Source organism: Filimonas effusa (genome assembly GCF_004118675.1).
Lineage (GTDB): Bacteria > Bacteroidota > Bacteroidia > Chitinophagales > Chitinophagaceae > Filimonas > Filimonas effusa.
Genome location: NZ_SDHZ01000004.1, coordinates 279,587 through 302,366 on the forward strand (window position 1 = coordinate 279,587; position 22,780 = coordinate 302,366).

18 protein-coding genes and 1 pseudogene are annotated in these 22,780 nt (G+C 46.2%); 6 read left to right on the plus strand and 13 right to left on the minus strand.

All coding sequences use genetic code 11. From position 1 onward, the window contains the following. Positions 1-12: 12 nt before the first annotated feature. Positions 13-774, minus strand: coding sequence for a futalosine hydrolase (gene mqnB, locus ESB13_RS20865; protein ID WP_129005639.1), 762 nt, complete (start codon positions 772-774; stop codon positions 13-15). A 70-nt stretch (positions 775-844) separates the two neighbouring features. Between mqnB and ESB13_RS20870 the strand changes: the two genes are divergently transcribed. The 4 genes from ESB13_RS20870 to fabD all read left to right on the plus strand — a co-directional run bounded on the left by ESB13_RS20870 (position 845) and on the right by fabD (position 3,287). After that, on the plus strand, positions 845-1,255 hold the full coding sequence (locus ESB13_RS20870; RefSeq protein WP_129005640.1) for a 6-pyruvoyl trahydropterin synthase family protein: 411 nt from the start codon (positions 845-847) through the stop codon (positions 1,253-1,255). Between the two features lie 15 nt (positions 1,256-1,270). Further along, a complete protein-coding gene (locus ESB13_RS20875) occupies positions 1,271-1,687 on the plus strand; it encodes a 6-pyruvoyl trahydropterin synthase family protein (RefSeq protein WP_129005641.1) in 417 nt (138 codons plus the stop codon). Between the two features lie 19 nt (positions 1,688-1,706). Then, complete coding sequence (folE, locus tag ESB13_RS20880) at positions 1,707-2,306, plus strand: GTP cyclohydrolase I FolE (RefSeq protein WP_129005642.1); 600 nt, start codon at positions 1,707-1,709, stop codon at positions 2,304-2,306. Between the two features lie 87 nt (positions 2,307-2,393). Further along, positions 2,394-3,287 (plus strand): ACP S-malonyltransferase, encoded by an 894-nt coding sequence (fabD, locus tag ESB13_RS20885; protein WP_129005643.1) that lies wholly within the window; start codon positions 2,394-2,396, stop codon positions 3,285-3,287. A 159-nt stretch (positions 3,288-3,446) separates the two neighbouring features. Here the strand turns inward: fabD and ESB13_RS24330 are convergent. The 5 genes and pseudogenes from ESB13_RS24330 to ESB13_RS20910 all read right to left on the minus strand — a co-directional run. Continuing rightward, positions 3,447-3,713, minus strand: a pseudogene (locus tag ESB13_RS24330) (HipA N-terminal domain-containing protein); the annotation flags it as partial. A 48-nt stretch (positions 3,714-3,761) separates the two neighbouring features. After that, positions 3,762-3,974, minus strand: coding sequence for a type II toxin-antitoxin system Y4mF family antitoxin (locus tag ESB13_RS20895; protein ID WP_129005644.1), 213 nt, complete (start codon positions 3,972-3,974; stop codon positions 3,762-3,764). A gap of 99 nt (positions 3,975-4,073) precedes the next feature. After that, entirely contained in the window at positions 4,074-4,586 is a 513-nt protein-coding gene (locus ESB13_RS20900) for a GNAT family N-acetyltransferase (protein WP_246022641.1), read from the minus strand. A 59-nt stretch (positions 4,587-4,645) separates the two neighbouring features. Then, positions 4,646-5,086 carry a DUF2147 domain-containing protein gene (locus ESB13_RS20905; protein WP_129005645.1) on the minus strand — a complete coding sequence of 147 codons (441 nt, stop codon included), beginning with the start codon at positions 5,084-5,086 and terminating at the stop codon, positions 4,646-4,648. A gap of 33 nt (positions 5,087-5,119) precedes the next feature. Beyond that, positions 5,120-6,118: a beta-ketoacyl-ACP synthase III gene (locus tag ESB13_RS20910; RefSeq protein WP_129005646.1), complete on the minus strand. Its 999-nt coding sequence runs from the start codon at positions 6,116-6,118 to the stop codon at positions 5,120-5,122. A 161-nt stretch (positions 6,119-6,279) separates the two neighbouring features. Here ESB13_RS20910 and ruvA point away from each other — a divergent pair, with 161 nt between their 5' ends. Continuing rightward, entirely contained in the window at positions 6,280-6,876 is a 597-nt protein-coding gene (ruvA, locus tag ESB13_RS20915; protein ID WP_129005647.1) for a Holliday junction branch migration protein RuvA, read from the plus strand. A gap of 95 nt (positions 6,877-6,971) precedes the next feature. Next, positions 6,972-14,183 carry a T9SS outer membrane translocon Sov/SprA gene (gene sov / locus ESB13_RS20920; protein ID WP_129005648.1) on the plus strand — a complete coding sequence of 2,404 codons (7,212 nt, stop codon included), beginning with the start codon at positions 6,972-6,974 and terminating at the stop codon, positions 14,181-14,183. A gap of 67 nt (positions 14,184-14,250) precedes the next feature. Here sov and ESB13_RS20925 read toward each other — a convergent pair whose 3' ends face one another. The 7 genes from ESB13_RS20925 to atpG are packed head-to-tail and all read right to left on the minus strand — an operon-like array spanning position 14,251 to position 22,749. Beyond that, entirely contained in the window at positions 14,251-15,006 is a 756-nt protein-coding gene (locus ESB13_RS20925; RefSeq protein WP_129005649.1) for an SDR family NAD(P)-dependent oxidoreductase, read from the minus strand. Between the two features lie 17 nt (positions 15,007-15,023). Beyond that, positions 15,024-17,645 (minus strand): PKD domain-containing protein, encoded by a 2,622-nt coding sequence (locus ESB13_RS20930; protein ID WP_129005650.1) that lies wholly within the window; start codon positions 17,643-17,645, stop codon positions 15,024-15,026. Beyond that, positions 17,645-18,451 (minus strand): alpha/beta fold hydrolase, encoded by an 807-nt coding sequence (locus ESB13_RS20935; protein ID WP_129005651.1) that lies wholly within the window; start codon positions 18,449-18,451, stop codon positions 17,645-17,647. Before ESB13_RS20935 ends, ESB13_RS20930 begins: the two co-directional genes overlap by 1 nt. A 2-nt stretch (positions 18,452-18,453) precedes the next feature. Continuing rightward, positions 18,454-19,623 (minus strand): Lnb N-terminal periplasmic domain-containing protein, encoded by a 1,170-nt coding sequence (locus tag ESB13_RS20940; protein WP_129005652.1) that lies wholly within the window; start codon positions 19,621-19,623, stop codon positions 18,454-18,456. 1 nt (position 19,624) lies between these two features. Next, positions 19,625-20,839, minus strand: coding sequence for a diaminopimelate decarboxylase (lysA, locus tag ESB13_RS20945; RefSeq protein ID WP_129005653.1), 1,215 nt, complete (start codon positions 20,837-20,839; stop codon positions 19,625-19,627). 9 nt (positions 20,840-20,848) lie between these two features. Continuing rightward, positions 20,849-21,835, minus strand: coding sequence for an SMC-Scp complex subunit ScpB (gene scpB, locus ESB13_RS20950; protein WP_129005654.1), 987 nt, complete (start codon positions 21,833-21,835; stop codon positions 20,849-20,851). A 32-nt stretch (positions 21,836-21,867) separates the two neighbouring features. After that, the gene (atpG, locus tag ESB13_RS20955; RefSeq protein WP_129005655.1) at positions 21,868-22,749 is read right to left on the minus strand and encodes an ATP synthase F1 subunit gamma; all 882 of its coding nucleotides are present in this window, start codon (positions 22,747-22,749) and stop codon (positions 21,868-21,870) included. Positions 22,750-22,780 lie beyond the last annotated feature (31 nt).

Consider the following 22,780-nt stretch of genomic DNA (forward strand, 5'->3'; position numbering starts at 1 on the left):
TGCCATCTGTTATTAGCTGTCCTCCCTTTCTTCATCCATCCGCTTAATCAGCTCCAGCAGCGTTTCATTCAAAATAGCAATAGCAGGCCCGATGCTCCATTGCTTTTTATCTCTTACACCCACGTAATTGCTTACAGCGCGAAGCTGCAGAAATGGAGTATGGGTCTCCCGGCAGATGTAATGTAATACAGCGCCTTCCATACTTTCCAGTACCGGCTTGTATTTTTCTGTAAGCCTTGCTATCTGCCCGGGGTCGGTACTTATGGCATTCACAGTAACGCCGTCAACAATGGGTAACTGAAGCAGGTTATACGCCGGCAACCAGGGATTGGGAAGGGCTTTATTCTGAAATGGAGCGTTATCTGCTCCTTCCAGTTTCAGGTCAAACAGGTCGCGCCACACATTGTTTTCCAATACGCCCGTATCCCCAAGGTATTCATTGTCTACAACGAATACTTTGGAAAGAGGACATTGCGTATCAAAAGTACCGGCAATACCTGCCTGTATAATCAGGTCAGGTCGCTGCCCCCAGATCAGCTTTGATAAAGAAAACGCTGTCGCCAGCATCCCTACCCCCGACTGGTGAAACGATATCCGTAAAGGTGTTCGTAAACCAAACGGCCCCGGAGCGCGCAGCATAAATGTCTCGGCCGGTAAACCAGCCAGGGAAATCCCCTCTGTCTCAGATGCTGCTGCCGGTAAGCCGGATTGTTGCAATGCCTGCAACGCAGGCGCCCATTCTGCCGCGGTGGCTGCTGTAACTACAACGTGCATAAGGGCAAAGGTCGTGGAAAATGGCTAAAAAGCCAGAATCCGTTAACTTTGCACAAATTTTTGGAGCGGAATGGTTTATCTTACCCGGTTAGAGCATTTTAATGCTGCCCACAAGTTGTTTAATCCCAACTGGAGCAGGGAGCAGAACGATGCAGTATTTGGAGTGTGCGCCAACGAAAACTGGCATGGACATAATTTTGATCTCTATATCACTATAAAAGGAGAAGTAGACCCCGAAACGGGATTCCTCATGGATGTGAAGAAGCTGAGTAAGCTCGTACAGGAGAAGGTGATCCGGAAACTGGATCACAAAAATCTTAACCTGGATGTCGATTTCCTGAAGGATAAAATGTGCAGCACAGAAAACCTGGCCATAGGAATATGGGAACAGCTCGAGCCGCATTTGCCGGCGCAGGTAAAGCTGCATTGCATCAAACTGTACGAAACGAGAAGGATTTATGTAGAGTACTTTGGAACCTAATTCAAGCTATTACTGATGGAAAACAACAAGGTGGCAGTATTCAGAACAGAGCATTTTAATGCGGCCCATCGGTTACATGTGCCTGACTGGAGTAAAGCCATGAATGAGTCGGTATTCGGGAAATGTAATAACCCCAATTACCATGGACACAATTACGAGTTAACGGTAAAAGTAACAGGTGTGCCTGATGAACGTACCGGCTATGTAATTGATCTGAAAATATTGAGCGATATCATTCAGAAACAGGTGCTCGACAAGTTCGATCATAAAAACCTGAACCTTGATACCGAAGAGTTCCGGCAGTTGAATCCTACAGCCGAGAACATCGCTATTGTAATTTATTACCTGCTGCGTCCGCATATCGATGAGCGGCTCTTGCTGCAGGTGCGCTTATATGAAACACCGAGGAATTTTGTGGAATACCCGGTATAACACAAGTAAAAACAGCGTTATGGCATACAGGAAGATTGATCAATATGATGAGGAGATTACTTCAGGATTAATGGCGCATTACAGGTCAGCATTACAATTGTTGGGCGAAGATGCAGAGCGCGAAGGATTGCAGAAAACCCCTGAGCGTATGGCTAAAGCCATGCAGTATTTAACGCAGGGCTACGAAATGGATGCAAAAGAGATCCTGTTATCGGCAAAGTTCAAGGAAGACGTGAGTGAAATGGTGATCGTAAAGGATATTGAATTGTATTCAATGTGCGAGCACCATATGTTACCCTTTTTCGGGAAAGCACATATTGCCTATATCCCCAATGGTTATATCACTGGGCTGAGCAAGCTCGGCCGCGTAGTAGATGTTTTTGCACGCCGCTTACAGGTGCAGGAACGCCTCACCACTCAAATACTGGAAGCCATCAAAGAGGCGTTGAACCCATTGGGTGTGGCAGTAGTGATAGAAGCAAAACATTTGTGCATGATGATGCGTGGCGTACAAAAACAAAACTCAACAACCACAACATCGGCATTCGATGGAGAGTTCCTGCACAATCACATTACAAGGAATGAATTCCTGAAGCTGATTGCTTCAGATTTAAGTTAGTAATATATCAAACCCCTTATTTATATGCGTAGGTAACAGTAGCACGAAAGCATTGTTATCACTACGTTTGCACAAAGTAAACAGAGTATGAGTAAACACGCCTTTGTATTCCCCGGCCAGGGAAGCCAGTTTTCCGGCATGGGAAAGAATTTATATGAGTCGAATGCTACAGCCAAAGCAATGTTTGAGCAGGCCAACGACATCCTCGGTTTTCGCATCAGCGATATCATGTTCGAAGGTACCGACGAAGCATTGAAACAAACCAATGTTACACAGCCCGCAGTATTCCTGCATTCCGTTATAGCTTATCAAACCATCGAAGGAGCAACCCCCGATATGGTTGCCGGTCACTCACTCGGTGAGTTCTCAGCCCTGGTAGCCAACAAAGCGCTTTCTTTTGAAGATGCATTACGCCTCGTAAGCATCCGTGCACAGGCCATGCAAAAAGCCTGCGAACTCCACCCTTCCACAATGGCGGCAGTACTGGCATTGGATGACGCAAAAGTAGAAGCCATCTGCGCCGCCATCACCGAAGAAACAGGTGAAGTGGTAGTAGCGGCTAACTATAACTGTCCCGGTCAGCTCGTGATCAGCGGCAGCATCAAAGGAATTGAAATAGCCTGCGAGCGTATGAAAGCTGCTGGCGCCAAACGTGCGTTGGTATTGCCTGTAGGTGGTGCTTTCCACTCTCCGCTCATGGCTCCCGCCCGCGAAGAACTGGCTGCTGCCATCGAATCAACAACATTCAACACACCTATCTGTCCCGTGTATCAGAACGTAGTGGCAACAGCTGTAAGCGATGCCGCTACTATCCGTCAGAACCTGATAGCCCAGCTTACCGGCGCCGTTAGATGGACGCAAAGTGTTCAGGCCATGGTAACCGATGGCGCTACTGAATTCACGGAAGTAGGCCCAGGTAAAGTATTACAGGGCCTGGTAGCTAAAATCGAAAAGACCGCCATAACAAACGGCGTAAACTAGACAAAGGTTTTTGCCAACTATATACAACAGCAGCTATGATAAGTCTTATTCATAGCTGCTGTTGTATAGTAGAAAGCGGAGGTTTCCTTTATTCTTAACTCAATCTCGTGACCTTATCTCCGGTAATTCAGAAGTACCAAAGAATCTTTTGCAGCACAGTTATCCATTTTCCTCCTCCTCTTCAATAGGCCATACAGTAACAGCTCCTATAGTATCTCTGCATAGTGTAAGTAGTAATTCAAAACGATCTGTTCCTTTTATATGCCAGTGTTGGGTAGCTATATTCAGTAGCCATCCCTCAGGTATTAAGCCATCAAAAAAAGAGAACAGTATGTGGCTGTAGTGCGGATGTTTGCTTAATGGAAGTGTTTGGCTAACTGGCAAAGCATTTCCACTATTCAGATAGTCGGAAGTGTAGGTGAATCTATAACCGCTATCGTGCCAGCAATACTATTACCGTATATGACTTTTGCTTTAGTTGCCATGATCTGGTTCTTTATCAGTTACACCAACCTGTTTGCCAAACATATTCAGTACCGCATTCACTTTGTCCAGCTGTACTGTCGTTTTTCCTCTTTCCAGCTCACGTAAAAATCGAAGGCCTACGCCTGCTTTGAATGCCAGGTCTTCTTGAGTGAGTCTGTGCTTTTTACGCGACTCTTTTATAAAGTGTATTATGGAATTCATATAGGTACCCTTTCGGGTACAATTTAGAAGTGTTTTTTCGTTTTTATACCCGTAAGGGTATTGTTTTGTTTTATACCCGAAAGGGTGCATTTGCCTCTTTTATTCAATCTCCACCGTACAATTAATCCATTCCGGATCAAAGCTGGCATTGAGTTTTTTGTAGAAGTTAATAGCAGGCGTGTTCCAGTCGAGTACCTGCCAGGTTAAGGCAGGCAGGTTCTTCCGACGCGCCTCCATGAAAAGATGATCGAATAAGAGCCCTCCAATACCCTTTCCACGCCAGGCTTCAGTAACGATAAGGTCTTCCAGGAACATACGCTGGCCTTTCCAGGTGCTATACCGGATATAATAAAGCGCAAAACCAGCTATAAATGGTTTGCCATCTACCTGCACTTCCGCTACCAGTGCCCACCAAACGGGATTGGGGCCAAACCCGCTTTCAACAAAATGATCCATGGAAACAGTTACCTCTTGCGGAGCTTTTTCATAGTCTGCTAATTCCTGCACTAGTTCCAGCAGGCGTATACAGTCGTCCTTTTGAGCGGAACGTATAATTACTCCTGTATCAGATGCTTTATGAATGGGTTGATTACCGGCGTGCATATTATTCATCAGGGCAAGGTACGGTAATATTTTTGCCTGCCTTATTGCTTACCTGCTAACTGGCCGGGTTATTCCGCCAATGTCCAGGTAGAAGATCTTCCAAGCAGGGAAAACCCGCAGATGAAACCTTTAAGCTTTATCTCTTTTCCGTTGAGTGTAAGTTTGCCACAGTAGGTTTTACCGCTGTTGGGATCGTAAACGGTGCCGCCTTCATAAACATTTGCATCATCCTTGCTTTTAGAAAAGCCTTTCAGGATCAAAGCATTCAACAACGGCTGGGTACGCAGTTTTTCGTTCGTGTTTTTGATATCGGTCCTGGGTTTGCCGCTATCGTCATTGGGCTTTTGCAGCCACACGATCTTACCGTAAAATTTACCATCGGTGGCTTTGTAAACCTGGATCTTGGATGTTTTCTCGGCATTATACCAGGTGCGCTCGATATTGTCCTTTTGCGCCCAGGCGCCTAAAGTGCAGAATAAGGCCAGTAAAAGAAAGAAAATCTTTTGCATAATTGACAAGCTTTACTGTAAGATAACCTTTTTCTACTTTCCATCATACCCCCACTTCACCCAGCAGGAGCCCCATGTGAAGCCGCCGCCGAAAGCTGCGAGAATGATATTATCGCCTTTTTTGAGTTGTTTTTCCCATTCCCAGAGGCAAAGCGGTATGGTTGCCGCCGTAGTATTGCCAAAGCGGTGAATATTGATCATCACCTTTTCCTTGGGAAGACCCATACGGTTGGCAGTAGCATCAATGATACGAAGGTTAGCCTGGTGAGGTGCCAGCCATGCAATATCATCGGCGGTGAGGTTGTTACGCTCCATTATCTGGGCGGCAACATCGGCCATGCCTGTTACTGCAAATTTGAACACCGTTTTACCTTCCTGGTAAGCAAAGTGCTCGCGGGCGGTAACAGTATCTATGCTGGCGGGTTTCAGAGAGCCGCCGGCTTTCATATGCAGGAATTCACGGCCGCTGCCGTCGCTTTTCAGGATAGCGTCACGAAGACCATATCCCTCCGTACCAGGCTCCAGCAGGATGGCGCCCGCACCATCACCAAAGATGATACAGGTATTACGATCAGTGTAGTCAATAATGGAACTCATCTTATCTACACCCACCACTATCACTTTCTTATAACGGCCACTTTCAATGAAAGAAGCGCCGGTGGTAAGAGCAAAGAGAAAACCGGAACACGCAGCGCTAAGGTCAAAGCCCCAGGCATTGGTGGCGCCTAATTTATCGGCTACAATATTGGCGGTAGCAGGAAACACCATATCCGGGGTCACCGTAGCGCAAATAATGCAATCGATATCTTTAGGGTCGAGATTTTTCTTGCGCAGGATCTCCTGGATAGCAGGCACGGCCATATCACTGCTGGCTTTTCCTTCTCCTTTCAGAATCCTTCTTTCTTCAATTCCCGTCCTGGTCTTGATCCATTCATCATTGGTATCCACCATTTTTTCCAATTCCTGGTTGGTGAGTCTGTATTCAGGAACAAAACCGCCAACTGATGTTATGGCTGCGTGTATTTTGGTCATGCTTGTGCTATTCGAAATTAAAAGTTGCCAAAGGTATTGACATTTTCCCTAAAACCGGAGTTACAATTTAAGGGAGTGGGTCGGATTAAATTTTCATAAACCTGTGTTAATAAAAAGTGCGGGATTACGCCGAATACTATATTTTTGATGTAATACCGGATATGATAGCATTTGTAAGAGGCCTCTTTGTAAATAAAACACCCGCACAGGTGATCGTTGACGTAAACGGAGTAGGTTACGACCTGCATATTAGCCTGAATACCTATTCGGCTATTGCTAATATGGAAAAGGGACAGCTGCTTACTTACCTGCACATTACAGAAAACGGCCAAACGCTTTATGGTTTTTATGAGCAGTTGGAAAAAGAACTCTTCCTGCAATTGATAAGTGTATCAGGTGTTGGGGCTTCAACCGCCAGAATGATGCTGTCGGGGATGAAACCGGATGAAATTGTTAGGGCCATCGTACAGGGAAACGCTAAACAACTGGAAGGAATTAAAGGAATTGGTAAAAAAACGGCAGAAAGGCTTATCCTGGAATTACGCGACAAAATGAACAAACAGTCGCTTGAAACAACGCTGCTACCCGGTATCACACCACAGCATTCCATTGAAAACGACGCTGTGAACGCCTTGGTAAGCCTCGGTATTGCACGGCCAATGGCTGAACAGGCATTGAAAAAAGCCCTGAAATCCCATCCGCTATCGGAAACCACCAGCTTGGAAGAGCTGATCAAATTGGCCTTAAAAAATATATAAGCCTATCGCAAAAACTTCTACTTAACCAGAGCTGAAACGGAAAATTGACCAACCATAACTACTCTCTCTTACGTTATTGCATTTCGATAACGGTCATGTGCTTGCTGTGCATGGGTAATGCCTATAGCCAGCAGTCAGATTCGCTGCGCTTTCCGCTTCAGGACAGAAGAGGCGACCCATTTACCGCAGGTAAAACCAACCCCTTCGATATAAAAGACTCCGCCTACGTAAAACGTTCGGTAGAATACGATCCCAAAACAAAACAATATTATATCGTTGAGAAAATAGGCAACTCCTATTATCGCAAACCAACCTATCTCACTTACGAAGAATTCTGGCGCATCCGCCACCAGCAGGCCGAATCAGAATACTTCAGTCAGCGCGCACAAACTTTATTCGATCTCAATAAAAAGGTGAAACGCCCACCCATGCAACTATACCCTAAACTGTTCGACCGCATTTTTGGTGTCGACAGCGGTGGCCTCAAGGTAAACATCAGGCCACAGGGTAACGTCGACCTTTTATTGGGATACCAGGGACAATCTATCAACAACCCTACACTGCCGGAAAGGGCACGTAAAACAGGTGGCTTCGATTTCGATATGAACGCCAACCTGAACGTGATGGGTAACATAGGTAACAAGCTGAAACTACCTATCAACTACAATACCCTTGCCAACTTCGACTTCGAAAACCAGATCAAGCTCGATTATAAGGGAATGGACGATGAAATTATCCGCTCTATTGAGGCCGGTAACATCTCATTCCAGACAAAAGGCACACTCATGTCAAGCGTGCAAAGCCTGTTTGGTATTAAAACGCAGTTGCAATTCGGCAGGTTAGGTATTACTACTGCACTCGCCAACAACCGCTCTCAGAAGCAGTCACTGGGTTTACAGGGAGGAGGTATAAGACAAAACCTGAACAAGAAGCTCGATGATTATGAAGAAAACAAACACTTCCTGTTAGGTCAGTACTTCCGCACCAACTATAATAAAACCATGAGCAACCTGCCCATCGTTACCAGCCAGGTGCAGATCCTGAGAATGGAAGTTTGGGTAACCAACAGAACAGGAAGCACTACCGATACGCGTTATGTAGCCGGTCTCATGGATCTGGGCGAAAACGCTCCCTATAATAATAATATCAACTCATTAACGCAGAATACACTGCCACAGAACGGCGCAAACGACCTTTATTCTTTCCTCGTTGGTAACCAGTCAAACCGTAACCCCAACCTCGTAAGCAGCCTGCTGCAGGCAAAAGGCCTGCGACCCGTAACTGATTTCGAAAAAACATTTGCACGTAAACTTAACAGCAGCGAATATTATTTCAACCCCCAGGCAGGTTTCCTCTCATTGAACCAGCAGCTGCAATCCGACCAGGTACTGGGCGTGGCTTATCAATACACTTATAACGGTCGTGTATACCAGGTGGGTGAATTTTCACAGGATGTGGCGGTCGACTCTACACAGGGCGTTCAGAAGGTATTGTTCCTGAAATTGTTAAAAGCAACTTCACAGCGCGTGAACCTGCCTATATGGGGACTGATGATGAAGAACGTTTACTCGCTGGATGTTACAGGTTTACAACAGGCCGATTTTAAACTGAACGTCCTATACCAGGAACCCAGCGGTGGTTACAAACGTTTCCTGCCCGAAAGTGCCCCTAATGTAGAAGGCCGCCCGTTGCTCAGTATACTTAACCTCGACCGGTTGAATTCTACCAACGCACCAATGCCCGATGGGGTGTATGACTATGTAGAAGGCTTTACAGTATTATCACAACAGGGTAAGATCATCTTCCCTGTACTGGAACCCTTTGGGCGCGACCTCGATACACTCGCTTTTGCCGGCCAGCCGCAGGAACTGAAGAATAAATATGTCTTCTACCAGTTGTACGATTCTATTAAGGCCATCGCACAAACCTATGCCAACGTGAACCGGTATGTGGCCCAAGGCTCTGCCAAGGGCAGCGCCTCCTCCGATATTTATCTGGGAGCGTTTAACGTTCCGCAGGGATCAGTGAAAGTAACGGCAGGCGGCCAGGTCCTCCGCGAGAACGTAGACTATATCATAGATTATAACCAGGGATCGGTAAGGGTTATCAACCAGGCGATCATTAATTCAGGCGTAGGCGTGAATGTGGAATTTGAAAACAACGCATCTTTCGGATTACAGCAGCGGAGTTTCATGGGACTGCGGTTAGACTATGCCTTAAATAAAAAACTTTCTTTGGGAGCTACCTATGAAAAGTTAAGCGAACGCCCCTTCTTTACAAAAGTAAACTACGGTGAGGATCCTATCAATAACAGTATGTACGGCATCGACTTTAACTACCGGTCAGAAGCGCCCGGACTTACCAGGTTATTGAATAAGCTGCCTTTTTATAATACTACAGCCATGAGTGCCATCAATGCTTATGGCGAAGCGGCAGTATTGAAACCCGGACATGCCGCACAAATAGGTACAGGACAGGAAGGCGCTGTTTATATCGATGATTTTGAAGGATCAACAAGTAATATCGATATCCGTTTCCCCACCACCTCATGGGTAATGGCATCCACTCCATCAGGCAATGGATTGTTTCCTGAAGCATCGCTGAACGATTCAGTTGATTACGGCAAAAACAGGGCTAAACTTGCCTGGTATAATATTGAACCTATTTTACAGGATCGTACCAACATCAATAACCCTTTACGGTCAAATCCTACTGCCCTGAGCGACCCGCGTGTGCGTGCGGTTTATACAAACGAATTGTTCCCGCAGCGTACTACCAATATCACCGACGTACAAACCACTACGTTCGACCTGGCTTACTATCCAACGGAAAAAGGCCCTTATAACTTTAGCGCTAATCCCGCCGATGTAAACTCGGAAGGTAAATTACTGAACCCGCGTAACCGCTGGGGTGGTATCATGCGTAGTGTTGATCAAACCGACTTTGAAACCAGTAACATTGGTTTCGTTGAGTTCTGGGTACAGGATCCGTTCATAACCAACCCTTCCAGTACCGGTGGTAAAATGTTCCTTAACCTCGGTGATATCAGCGAAGACGTATTGAAGGACGGACGCCGCTTTTATGAAAACGGCCTTAGCACACCATCCCAGTCTGCAGTAGTAGATAGCACTACCACCTGGGGTAAAACGCCTATCAACCCCATACAGGTAACACAGGCGTTTAGTAATGACCCTAACGACAGAACTTTCCAGGACGTAGGTTTCGATGGTCTTGACGATGAAGGCGAGCGGCGCAAACGTTCTAAGTATATTAATGATCTTGCTGTAAACTTTACCACTGCATCCACCATCTATCGCAATGCATTGATCGATCCCTCAAGCGACAACTATAAATGGTATCGCGATGAAACTTATGATGCCTCAGGAACAGGCATCCTTGGCAGGTATAAGCAATTCAACAATCCACAGGGCAACTCTCCCGTAGCGAATAATAATTCACAGTTTTCACCGGCGGCTACCCTGTATCCCGATAACGAAGATCTGAACAGGGATAATACACTGAATGAAAATGAAGACTATTATGAATACGAAATAGATGTCAAACCTGGAATGGACGTTGGCGTAACCAAGTATATCACCGACAAACGTGTTATCACTCCCAAATTGGCCGATGGTACTACACGCGCCGAAAACTGGTATCTGTTCCGCGTGCCTGTAAGTGATTATACCCGTAAAATTGGTAGCATACCCGACTTTAAATCCATCCGTTTCTTAAGGATGTACCTTACCGGCTTCGAAGACTCCGTAGTATTACGTTTCGCCAAACTGGACCTCGTGCGTAACCAGTGGCGTATTTTTGCTTACGATCTCGATACCACCGGTTCTTATCGCCCCGTGCCTAATAGCACTACTACGGTCTTTGATGTACTTGCTGTGAACCTCGAAGAAAACAGCAGCCGTCAGCCCGTGCCTTATCGTATTCCCCCGGGCATTGAGCGCGTGCAGATGCTCAGTAACAACGGTGTTAACCTGTTACAGAACGAGCAGTCCATGAGTTTAAAGGTGCGTAATCTGGTTAACGGCGATTCCCGTTCTGTATTTAAGACCATGAACCTCGATATGCGCCAGTACGGCCGTATGTCAATGTTCATCCATGCAGAATCGGTCATAGGACAAACCCCGGTGATCAATAAAGAACTGAATGCCGTTATCCGTATCGGGCAGGACTTCCTGAACAACTATTATGAAATAAGGGTCCCGCTGCAGATAACGCCACCATCGGTAGCTGCAACCGCCGAAGATGTATGGCCCACTGCCAATAACCTCGACTTTAGCCTGCAGGAACTCGTGAAACTCAAACTCCGCCGTAACAACAGCGGTGCTATGGTGAATGCAATCTACCGCGAACAGATAGGCGATAAAACCTTCTCTGTATTAGGGAATCCTAACCTTGCAGAGGTGAACGCATTCCTGGTGGGCGTTGAAAATGCCAATGATAATAATACAGCGCCATTGAGTGCCGAAGTATGGTTCGATGAACTGCGCTTATCACAGATAGATGAAAAAGGCGGCTGGGCTGCATTGGGAAGAATAGATGTTCAACTGGCCGATCTCGGTACCATGTCTGTTTCTGCAAATACTTATTCTACAGGCTGGGGAAGCATTGAACAGAAAACAAATGAACGTGCCCGCGAAAGCATGATGCAGTTTGATGCAGCTATACAGATCGATGCAGGTAAACTCTTGCCGCAAAAAGCAGGTATTACCATTCCGGTATATGCCAGCATTAACAGAACTGTGTTTACACCTGAATACGATCCTTATAACCTGGATGTAAAACTCAAGGATGTTCTAAATGCAGCCGATCCCAGTAAACGTGATTCCATAAAAAGTGTAGCACTCGACCAAACAATTATCAAAACGTTGAACTTTACAAACGTAAGATTTGGCGCCACAGGCAAGAAACCGAGATTATGGAGTATCAGCAATTTCGACTTTAGTTATTCCTATACTTTAACCGAGCATTCGAATCCGCTGATAACAAAGAACAATGTCGTTAAACACAGGGGCGGCTTCGGATATACCTATAACGACAACCCTCACTTTATCGAACCGTTTAAACGGCTGATAAAAACAAAAAGCCGCTGGCTGGCTTTACTTACCGATTTCAATTTCAATTTAACACCATCACTGCTCGGCTTCCGTGCCGACGTAAACAGGCAGTTCGGCATGTATATTCCCCGTATTGTAAATACTTACGATAACAAGGTAGAACGTGTCGACACTACTTATGATAAGTATTTTACCTTCGACAGGTATTATAATTTCCGTTGGGATCTGTCACGTTCTCTCAACCTCGATTTCAATGCGGTGAACAATGCCTATATCGATGAACCGTTTGGAAGGCTCGATACCAAAGCAAAACGGGATACCGTTCGGAAGAATTTCATGAAGGGAGGCCGTAATACCTTGTACCAGCAAAAAGGTATCGTGAGTTATGCTTTCCCTTTAAATAAGTTTCCGCTGACAGACTGGATCAACGCACGTTACAGTTATTCTACCAACTATAACTGGATAGGAGCAAGCCTGCTGGCGAGAAACCTGGGTAATATTATTGAGAACGGCCAGCAGAATAACCTGAACGCAGAGTTCGATCTAACCCGTTTATATAGTAAGTCCAAATGGATCAGTTCGCTCGATATGCCGCGTAGTGCGGCGCCGCCGCCTGCTCCTGCACAACAGCCCGGAGCACGTACAGCCATACCAGACCCTATGGCTAATCTGCCCTCACGTGAAGAAGCGATCAAAGGACTCAAAGGACATAAAAAAAGACTGGCATTACGGAAATGGCGTCGTCAGCGCAGGGAAGCCAGGCGCGCCCAGAAACTGCTGAATGCGAATAGTATGGTTGAACCGCCGGGAGCGATCGTAAAAACCGGCGGCAAACTGGTGACGATGGTGAAAACGGTTTCGGTGAACTACTCCGCAAACTTCAGTACGCGTGTGCCCGGTTATATGGATAGCACAAAGGCATTGGGACAAAACTGGAACAGCATGCAGCCCGGCCTGGACTTTGTATTTGGCAAACAGCCGGGAATAGATTGGCTCGAACGTAAAGCACGCCAGGGCTTGATCTCTCGCGATTCTACCTTTAACCTCATGTTCCGCCAGACCTTTGAACAGCAGATGGGCGTAACAGCAAGGGTAGAACCCTTCAGGGAATTCATCGTAGATCTGAATATCGATAAATCATTTACGAAAGAATATACCGAGTTGTTTAAAGACACTACAGGCACAGGAAATAACTTCGGACACCTGAGCCCCTATGCAGGTGGCGGTTTCAGTGTTTCCTATATTAGCTTCAAAACCTTATTCGGCAGCTATAACCCAACACAGATCTCCGAAACCTTTAAAGAGTTTCAATCAAACAGGCTTGTTATATCAGAACGCCTGGCACGCTCAAACCCTTACCAGAACGGGCAGAAGACTGCTGATGGTTACTATGTAGGGTATGGCCGCTATGCACAGGATGTTATTATTCCTGCGTTTATAGCAGCTTATACCGGTAAAGATCCCAACAGTGTTTCTTTGCTGAAACAGTCCAACTCCAATATCAAGTCCAACCCGTTCAGTGGCATTAAACCATTGCCTAACTGGCGTGTAACTTATACAGGGTTATCGCGTATGATAGGACTTACCGATATCTTCTCAAATATCTCCGTAAGTCATGGCTACACCGGCAAACTGAGTATGAACAGTTACACCAGTGCCTTACTGTACAGCGATCCTTTGCGATATGGTGCGCCCGGTTTTATAGACACGGTGTCCGGTAACTTTGTTCCGTACTTCCTGGTACCCAACCTTACCATCCAGGAAAGCTTTGCGCCGTTGATCGGTTTCGATGTTACTACCATCACACAGCTCAACCTGAAGTTTGAATTCCTGAAAAGCCGTCAGTTGAGTATGAGTCTTATCGACTACCAGCTGAGCGAAGTAAGAAGCACCCAATGGAACTTTGGATTCAGCTGGCGTAAACGTGGCCTCAACCTGCCATTTAAGCTGCCGGGTATGAAAGAGAAACGTCTTGAAAATGATCTGAATATCACCTTCGATCTGTCGATGCGCGATGATACGCAAAGTAACAGTACCCTCGACCAGAATGCTGCCTACAGCACCGGCGGTCAGAAGGTGATCAAGATACAACCGTCCATCGATTACATCCTGAACAACAGGATCAATGTAAAACTCTATTTCGATCAGCAACGGGTGATCCCTTATATCTCCACATCTGCACCAACTACGAACACGCGGGGCGGTCTGCAGATAAGGATCTCACTGGCGCCGTAAAACAATTGATAGTATAAACAAATAAGGGCCGCGATTCGCGGCCCTTATTTGTTTTATTGATATCCTGTTATTCTTTATGCAATGTCAATGAATTTGCCTGTGCGGTAGGGGTAACCACAAGATCATTGATACAAACATGCGGTGGGAGGGTGGCGCAGTAATAGGTAATAGCTGCAATATCCTGTGCAACAAGTTGCTGATAGCCGGTATACACATTATCTGCCTGTTCCTGGTTACCTTTAAAACGTACTACGGAGAATTCAGTATCTGCTGCTCCCGGATGAATAGCAGTGACCTTAATACGGTGAGGAAGCAGGTCTATACGCTGGGCTTTGCTAATGGCGTCTACAGCGTGTTTGGTGGCGCAGTAAACATTACCATTGGGATATACTTCCTTGCCGGCAATAGAACCGATATTAATGATATGACCCGCTTTGCGTTCTATCATATAAGGAACGATAGCCTTCGATACATATAGCAACCCCTTTACATTGGTATCGATCATAATGTCCCAGTCGTCGAGAGAGGCATTGTCGAAACTGTCCCTTCCCAGGGCAAGGCCGGCGTTATTTACCAATACATCTATCTGTTGCCATTCTTCGGGTAACGCCTGCAGTTGCTCAATAACATCTTCACGGTTCTGAACATCGAAACAAAGCGCCAGAACCTTAACATCATACGTTCGGGTTAAGGTTTCTGTAAGTTCCTGCAACCTTTCTTTCCTGCGGCCTGTGATGATGCAGTTCCATCCGTTAGAGGCAAATGTGGTAGCTATAGCTTTTCCAAATCCTGATGTAGCGCCGGTTACGAGTATTGTTTTCATTTCTGTGATGTTGCAAACTATCTGATGAGAACGATGGTTCCTTTCTTTTCTACCAGTTCGTCTTTATAATTTACTGCCTGTGTTACAAATACGTAGGTACCGCTGCCTTGTTTACTGCCTTCGTAGGTACCGTCCCATCCTCGTCCTATTTCACTGGTATTGAATAATAATTGTCCCCACCTGTTATAGATACGGAAGAAATCCAGTCTTTTCATGCCTACCAGTATAGGTCTGAGTATATCGTTTTTGCCATCGGCATTAGGTGTAAACGCCGTAGGAACAAAGATATCGGGTTGTGTGGAAAATACGACCACTTTAATGTCGTCGTCGCCATAACACCCTTCCGGCGTAAATGCACGTACGGTATATACCAGCGAATCGATGCCTTCACCCAAACTTACTACCGGGTTGGCAAGCGTCCTGTTATTGATACCTATGTCGGGGGTCCACCTGTAAGTAGTGCCGCCCGTAGCATTTAACTGAAGAGGTTGTCCCGATACTATGGCTGTATCATTACCGGCAAAAGCTTTTACCTGCGGAATCACGGTAACAAGGATAGAATCGCTAACCGGTTTTGGACAGCCCAATGTATCGGTAACAGAAATAACATAGGTAGTAGTGCGTTGCGGACCGGCCAGCGGATGAAGTGTATTGGTATACAACATCGATGCTGCCGGCGACCATGTATGTTTGGCTGCAACGGTGGCGGCATGCAGCTGTACTGTTTGTGCAAAACAGAGAGTAGTATCCTGTGAAGCAACAACGGTCGGATAAGGAACTACTTTTACCCTTATAGCACCATTGGCCGTGCAATTACCAAGACGGGCCAGTACATTATAGGTAATATCGTTTAACGGTGCAGCCGTCGGGTATTTGATATTGGCATTGTTTAAACCTGCTGCCGGCGACCATACAAAATTCAAACCATGGCTCTCCGGACGCAGGTTGATACTATCGGTCCGGCAGATGGTTGTATCAGGCCTTAATTGAACGGAAATGGCCTGCAGCACGTTCACCTTAACAGAATCTGAATTAATACAACCATTGTCATTCACATTCACCACATAAGTAGTAGTGTCTTTCGGGAACACATAAGGCGTTGCTGAGCTGGCATTGCGTATATAAGGACCCGGTGTCCAGGCAAAAGTAGCATTGGCGCTGCTGGTAGCTTTAAGATACAAGGTATCGATACTGCAGATCAGTGTATCCCGGAATGGTAAACTTATCAGTGGTTTATCCAGCACCGAATAAGTTTTGGTAACAGTATCGATACACCCCTTGCTATTGGTTGCTATCAGGCTTATGCTGATGTTGGATAACGGCGAACCATACTTGTACTGCGGATTCTTAAGTCTTGAAGTATCGGCAAGTGTTGCAGGATCACCAAAATTCCATCGCCAGCTGTCTACAACGCCATAGGAGGTTGTAGTAGCATCCCCGAACGTGTAAGGATTCTGGAAGCAGCTGCCGTTGATATTGAAATCGGCTGCAAAGCCGGGAAATACGCGAACTCTGGTGGTGGTGGAATCAGTACAACCTCCTGTTGCAGTCACCTTCAGCTTTACCGTAAATACTCCTGTGTCTTTATAAGTATAGGTTGGCGTGGGCGCATGAGAAGTATCCAGTGGATTACCTGTGCCAAAATCCCACAGATAGGAGGCTATATTGCTGTTGGTAGACTGATTAAAGAAGGTGTTGGTATAACTGTCGCAGGAAATGTACTCAGGGTCCAGTACCGCCGCCGCGAGACTACAGTTGGCAACGGTGATATGGATCTCTTTCCGGGTGGCGCCAATTTTTACGCCGTTCCTGTACTCTTCTACTTCTACTGCCACAACATAATCGCCCGTTTGAGAAGGGGCCTTGCCCGAAATAATACCGGTAGTAGGGTTAATACCTACGGCTGCCCCCAGCGGCGAAAGGCCCGAAAAGCCGCCATTATACGGAACGCTGCCATAAGGCGGACCTGATGGGGGATTGGGCTTTGCCTGGTTATTACCCTGGCCGCCGCCAATGATCCCTTCGGTAAAACGATATACCAGTGAGTCGCCGTCAATATCTGTGGCGCTGAAATCAAATGTAAAAGGGGAATTATAACAAATAACCGCCGTATCGCGCTGTGCGAAAACTGGGCTGTTGTTGTTGTAATAACCTTGTCCGTTCACAGTACCGGGAATGGTGTTCGTATAGCTAACCCCAACAGCGCTGGAATTGCTGACGTTTACAATGCCTGCTATACGGCAACAGCGTTGTACGGTGAGCGTATACCCGTTTGTATTATTGGGAAGGGTAACGGTGGTAGTAAATTTGTCGATACGGTAACAGATGGTTGGTACCGGGTTGATACAAGGACTGAAACTAAGCTTGGTATCAATGCTGGTAGCGGTTCTGGTTACGGTTAGTGTTTGAAGCAGGCTGTTATTATCAAGATTATAAATGCCGAGAAAAACCTCCTGGTCTATCTGTTGTTGGGTAGAGTTGCAATCGAGGTATTGATTGATTGTGATGCTATAGTTGGAGGTGTTACTGGCAGCTCCCGGACCCAGGTACTCATATGAGATCCAGCCTCCTTTAAGGTGGTTTGCCATTAAAGGAGTTGCTGCAAAGGATAATACGAGTACCAGGATTAATATTTTCATCACTCACGACGGTTCAAGGCTTCCAGAAAATGTAGCAAATGACTGTTCACTGCCGCTGTTGCTTCCCACATTCCCATATGCCCCACATTTTCCAGTATATGAATATACGAACAATTTGGCAGGCTCACCTGCTGCAGTACATCATTTAATGGAGCGGCAACATCATCGGTTCCTATGATAAACAAAACAGGTGTTTTGCTGCCTGAAAGAACTGCTGTTCTGTCTGGACGCTCCATCATTGCTTTATAATACTGCTGTAATGGTAAATCGGCAAATGCCGCGCTTTGTTCTATCAGCTCGTTTACCTGCTCCGGGTGGCTGCTTTTGAATGCAGCAGCGAAAAGATTGGGAATGGTAGTACGAAGGAAAGAAGGACCGCCATATTGCTCTATCATTTCAATGCCCCGCTGACGGTTTTGTTTCTTTTCAGGAGAGTCGGCGAAGGCCGAAGAATGAACCAGCCCAAAGCCGGTGAGTTTATCGGGAAACAATGCTGCAAAAGCCAGGGTAATATAACCTCCCATGCTGTGGCCGAACAGCACGGCTTTTTCAAGTTGTTCGTGTTGTAACAACGCATCGATAACACGGGCAAATTCTTCAATGCCGGGAGTACCCGGTAAAGCCTGTGAATTGCCGGAGCCGGGGAAATCTGGAGTAATGACAAGATAATCGGGTTCCAGGTAAGCTATCTGCCTGTTCCAGATGGTGCTGTCTTCACCAAAACCATGTAAAAAAATAACCGGGGTACCCTTTCCTGTTTTCCGATAAGAGATAAGGGTGTCATTATAGTTAAAGGAATATAACATACTTATTCATCCGCCGCCAGCTGAAAACACCGGTAGGCCATTAGTAATACAATGGGGACCAGTGCAATGTTCAGGTGCTGGGGCAAAAATAGCCAGCCCAGCAAAAGCGCTATCTGCAGGAAACCGGCAAAGCGGAAATACTTACGTACCCGTGGCGATCTTTTCCAGATGAAAAATGCGGCGATGAAATGGGTAGGAAGCGCCCACAACAGATTATAGTTGCTGCTGCATACTACATGATCGGTTCCAAACCACATGAATAACAACAGGAAACCAGCTACACCGGTAGTATATAGCAGCAGCGAATCAATCAGGCGGGTGATAAATCTGGCTGTTCTGTTTTTTAACTGCGACAGCAATAGTATAACGAAGCTGAATAGGCTGAAAACAAGTAAGGGGATCCATTTATTCTGCGGGCTTACCGGCGGCACGGCTTGTACAAGCGGCAGGGTTTCGCTTACGATAGGTTTATTGCCCGGAAGCACGGATGTATTTAATCCTTTTTCAAGATAATCCGGCAGGAACATACTTTGCTGAACAGTTACCGTATCATCGAGTTTGCTGCCCAGCAAAATATCTATTCCCAGTTTGCTCCAGGGCTGCCCTCCTTTGTCGAGATAGGTATGCAGCATATTACGGAAGCTGGTGCGTGGCGGCGTAAGTGAGGTGGTAATGGTTAAGCCGCTGTTCTGCTGCTCAACCATGTCGCGCACCCTGCTGGTACAGTTATCAAAAAGGAAATCGTACTTGTAATATTTGTTATCGTCCTGCAGGTTTACCTGCAGCGCTTTGTACATACGGTTTTTAGCTTCGCAACTGATGTCCAGCACCTGCTCCGAAACACTTCGCTGCTCGTATTGGTAAAATCGTATAAACTCAGAATAACGCTCTGCCGACAAAAAGTAATTGAGCTTACCGCGAACGAATTTGGCATAGAAATCAGGATCGCTGAAATCAAAAGTACCATAGTTGAAAACTACATCGCTGAAGGTCGCGCTGTCTATCACCCGCATGGCGGTATGGCCAAAGGTTGAATACAATTCTTCGCCCGGAGCGCAGGTAAGAACGCTGATCCTCAGGTGACAGCTGTCGCTGCTTTGTGAGCGCGACCAGAAGCTGGTGCAGAGTAACAGCAACAGCAGCCATAGGCGATTGTATCTTCTTCTTTGCATATTATAATACTTCTACCTGGTTACGCAGGAGGTCTTCAAATACATCTCTTTTACGAATAAGATGAGGCGCGCCATTCTTAACAAGCACTTCTGCCGGTTTAAAACGTGAGTTGAACTGGCTGCTCATTTCAAATCCATAGGCGCCGGCATTATAAAATACCAGCAGATCACCTTCTCTTACTTCGTTTAGTTTCCTGTTCCAGGCAAAAGTGTCGGTTTCGCAGATATTACCCACTACCGCATATTCTTTCAGCGGTCCGCTAGGATTACTGATATTTTCAATGCGGTGATAGGCATCGTAGAACATGGGACGGATCAAATGGTTAAAGCCGCTGTCTACACTAACAAAACTGGCAGCGGAAGTCTCTTTTATCACATTTACCTGGGTAACGAAATAACCACACTCGCTCACCATAAATTTACCCGGTTCAAACCATACCTGTAATGGTTTGCCTCCGGGATTAGGGTGATTATCGAACGCTGCCTTCACCTTTTCAGCCAGTAGATCAATGTCTGTTCCAACATCCCCTTCTTTGTAGGGTACTTTAAAACCACCGCCCAGATCTATGAACTCCAGTTCTTTAAAATGGGGAATGATGCTGAACAACACTTCTATACCCTTCACAAAAACATCTACATCTTTGATCTCACTGCCTGTATGTATATGAAGATCGCTTATGTGAAGATTATGCTGTTCCACTACCTGAAGAATTTGATCTATCTGGTCTATGGGAATGCCAAACTTGCTTTTTTCGTGGCCTGTAGAGATCTTGAGGTTGCCACCCGCCATAATATTAGGACGGAGACGAATACCTACAGGATAGCTATGACCGAATTTCTTACCAAACTTTTCAAGATTGGAAAGGCTGTCGATATTAATATTAACGCCCAGCGCTTTTGCTTCTTCAATTTCACTGAACGCAATACCGTTTGATGTATAGAGTACCCTTTCAGGTAAGAAACCTGCATACAGGGCCAGTTTTACTTCGTTGATGGAGCTGCAGTCAACATTGGCGCCCAGCTGTTTTACATGCTTAAGGATGTTGATGTTGGTCAATGCCTTACAGGCGTAAAAGAAAACAGTATTGCTGTTCCGGAAAGCGGAGCTTAGCTTACGGTACTGGTTTTCAATTGTTTCGGCGTGATATACATAAACCGGCGTGCCGTATTGCGTGGCAATGGCCGTAAGTTGTTCTTTGCTTAATGCTTCTGACATGTTCTGTTGTTATTGAGGCCGTTCTTCTTCATCCTGCAGATCATCGGGATCCTGGTCCTCCGGCGTATCATTGCCGGCATCAGCAGCAGGAGAGTGGTCCTCTTCTTGATTGGGGAGGGAATCGTCGTTATCGGTCGGGGTTTCTTCTTCCGGAAGCTCATCGCTGTCGGCTTCTTCTTCGCCGGCATTGGTGTGTCCCGCAGCTTCCTCGCCGTCTGTGGTTTCGTCGTTGGGGGCGCCTGCAGCGTCTTCAATGCCTGCATCGTCACCAGCGATACTTTCACTGTCTTCCTCGTGCGCTACGAGGTCGCCATTACTGTCTACCGCCAGCAAGGCATCTATTTCATCTTCCGAGGCGGGTAACTCGTCGGCGGCAAAAGCGGCTGTTTCTTCAGAGCCTTCTTCAGCGGCAATAAGATCGCTCATAATAGTAGGTGCAACCATTTGTTCGGCCAGTACCTCTTTTATTTTGGGAAGATCGGCGGCGGAGTTGATGCCGAAATAGTCCATAAACAGTTTGGAGGTGGAGTAGATCAATGGCTTGCCGGGTAACTCTTCGTTACGGCCGGTAATGATGATCAGCTCTTTTTCCAACAGTTTCTGAATGCTGTAATCGCTGTTCACACCGCGGATAGATTCTATTTCTCCCTTGGTGATGGGCTGTTTATAAGCAATAATGGCGAGGGTTTCGAGAGCGGCATTCGAAAGCCGCTTCAGAAACTTATCGCCATTTAGCTGTGCTACGGTCTTATGAAAATCTTTTTTCGTGAGAAACTGCCATCCGCCGCCACTTTCCCTTACTTCAAAAGGGTAAAATTCGGCCTGGTACTTTTCCCGGATACCTTCTATGGAGCTTTCAACCTGGTCAAGGGTAATACGTTGCTCCATGAAGCCAAAAGCATTATTTATCAGCTCTACTATCTCAAGGCTGGTCAAAGGCTTTTCACTGGCAAAGATCAACACTTCGATATGCGGAATGATTTCTGATAGTTCCATAGCCCCAATAATACTAATTTTTACACTGATGTCTAGCCTAAGGCTGCAGCACCACTTACGATTTCCGTTAATTCTGTGGTAATTGCGGCCTGACGGGCACGGTTGTAAGAAATTTTCAGTGACTTCAGCAGTTCATTCGCATTTTCGCTTGCTTTATCCATGGCGGTCATACGTGCACCATGTTCGCTGGCGTGGGCATCCAGAACTGCTTTGTAAAGCTGGATATTGAGGATTTTTGGCATGAGCTCGGCAATGAGCGTCTCCTTTTCCGGTTCAAAGATGAAATCCACCTTTTTAGCGCCTTCCTTAACGGGTTGTTTGGGAATAGGCAGGAAACGTTCTGTATTGAAGAGCTGCGTAGCAGCATTCTTGAATTCACTGTACACAATATCGATAGCGTCGAACTCATTATTCTGGAAGGCATTCATGGCTGCTTTGGCAGCTGCCTCTACGTTGCTGAAAGTAAGCTGCAGAAAAATGTCTTTAAAGGTGGCATCAGTTTTAAAACCGGCTCTGCTCATGGTTTCCCAGCCTTTTTTCCCAATGTTCCATATGGTTACATTGCCTTTGGCATACTGAGCGGCATATTTTTCCTGGATAGTGGCTTTCGCTGCTTTAACAACGTTGGTGTTGTAAGCGCCTGCCAGTCCGCGGTCGCTGGTAATAACAATCAACAGCACCTTTTCAACAGGCCTGTTCTCTGCCAGGTTCAGTTCCAGGGTTCCGTCTTCCACGCTGCTAACAATATTACTCAGCATTTCCTGCAGCTTCTGGGCATAAGGCCTCATTTGCAGAATGGCATCCTGTGCACGGCGCAATTTGGCGGCGCTCACCATTTTCATGGCTTTTGTGATTTGCTGAGAGCTTTGAACAGACTTAATGCGGTTACGAACCTCTTTTAACTGACCAGGCATAATGTATAATTATTATGTTGAGCCAGGTTCC

Coding starts and splice junctions, on each gene's coding strand:
- mqnB (WP_129005639.1), bottom strand. CDS start 774: ATGCACGTTGTAGTTACAGCAGCCACCGCGGCAGAATGGGCGCCTGCG.
- ESB13_RS20870 (WP_129005640.1), top strand. CDS start 845: ATGGTTTATCTTACCCGGTTAGAGCATTTTAATGCTGCCCACAAGTTG.
- ESB13_RS20875 (WP_129005641.1), top strand. CDS start 1,271: ATGGAAAACAACAAGGTGGCAGTATTCAGAACAGAGCATTTTAATGCG.
- folE (WP_129005642.1), top strand. CDS start 1,707: ATGGCATACAGGAAGATTGATCAATATGATGAGGAGATTACTTCAGGA.
- fabD (WP_129005643.1), top strand. CDS start 2,394: ATGAGTAAACACGCCTTTGTATTCCCCGGCCAGGGAAGCCAGTTTTCC.
- ESB13_RS20895 (WP_129005644.1), bottom strand. CDS start 3,974: ATGAATTCCATAATACACTTTATAAAAGAGTCGCGTAAAAAGCACAGA.
- ESB13_RS20900 (WP_246022641.1), bottom strand. CDS start 4,586: ATGAATAATATGCACGCCGGTAATCAACCCATTCATAAAGCATCTGAT.
- ESB13_RS20905 (WP_129005645.1), bottom strand. CDS start 5,086: ATGCAAAAGATTTTCTTTCTTTTACTGGCCTTATTCTGCACTTTAGGC.
- ESB13_RS20910 (WP_129005646.1), bottom strand. CDS start 6,118: ATGACCAAAATACACGCAGCCATAACATCAGTTGGCGGTTTTGTTCCT.
- ruvA (WP_129005647.1), top strand. CDS start 6,280: ATGATAGCATTTGTAAGAGGCCTCTTTGTAAATAAAACACCCGCACAG.
- sov (WP_129005648.1), top strand. CDS start 6,972: ATGTGCTTGCTGTGCATGGGTAATGCCTATAGCCAGCAGTCAGATTCG.
- ESB13_RS20925 (WP_129005649.1), bottom strand. CDS start 15,006: ATGAAAACAATACTCGTAACCGGCGCTACATCAGGATTTGGAAAAGCT.
- ESB13_RS20930 (WP_129005650.1), bottom strand. CDS start 17,645: ATGAAAATATTAATCCTGGTACTCGTATTATCCTTTGCAGCAACTCCT.
- ESB13_RS20935 (WP_129005651.1), bottom strand. CDS start 18,451: ATGTTATATTCCTTTAACTATAATGACACCCTTATCTCTTATCGGAAA.
- ESB13_RS20940 (WP_129005652.1), bottom strand. CDS start 19,623: ATGCAAAGAAGAAGATACAATCGCCTATGGCTGCTGTTGCTGTTACTC.
- lysA (WP_129005653.1), bottom strand. CDS start 20,839: ATGTCAGAAGCATTAAGCAAAGAACAACTTACGGCCATTGCCACGCAA.
- scpB (WP_129005654.1), bottom strand. CDS start 21,835: ATGGAACTATCAGAAATCATTCCGCATATCGAAGTGTTGATCTTTGCC.
- atpG (WP_129005655.1), bottom strand. CDS start 22,749: ATGCCTGGTCAGTTAAAAGAGGTTCGTAACCGCATTAAGTCTGTTCAA.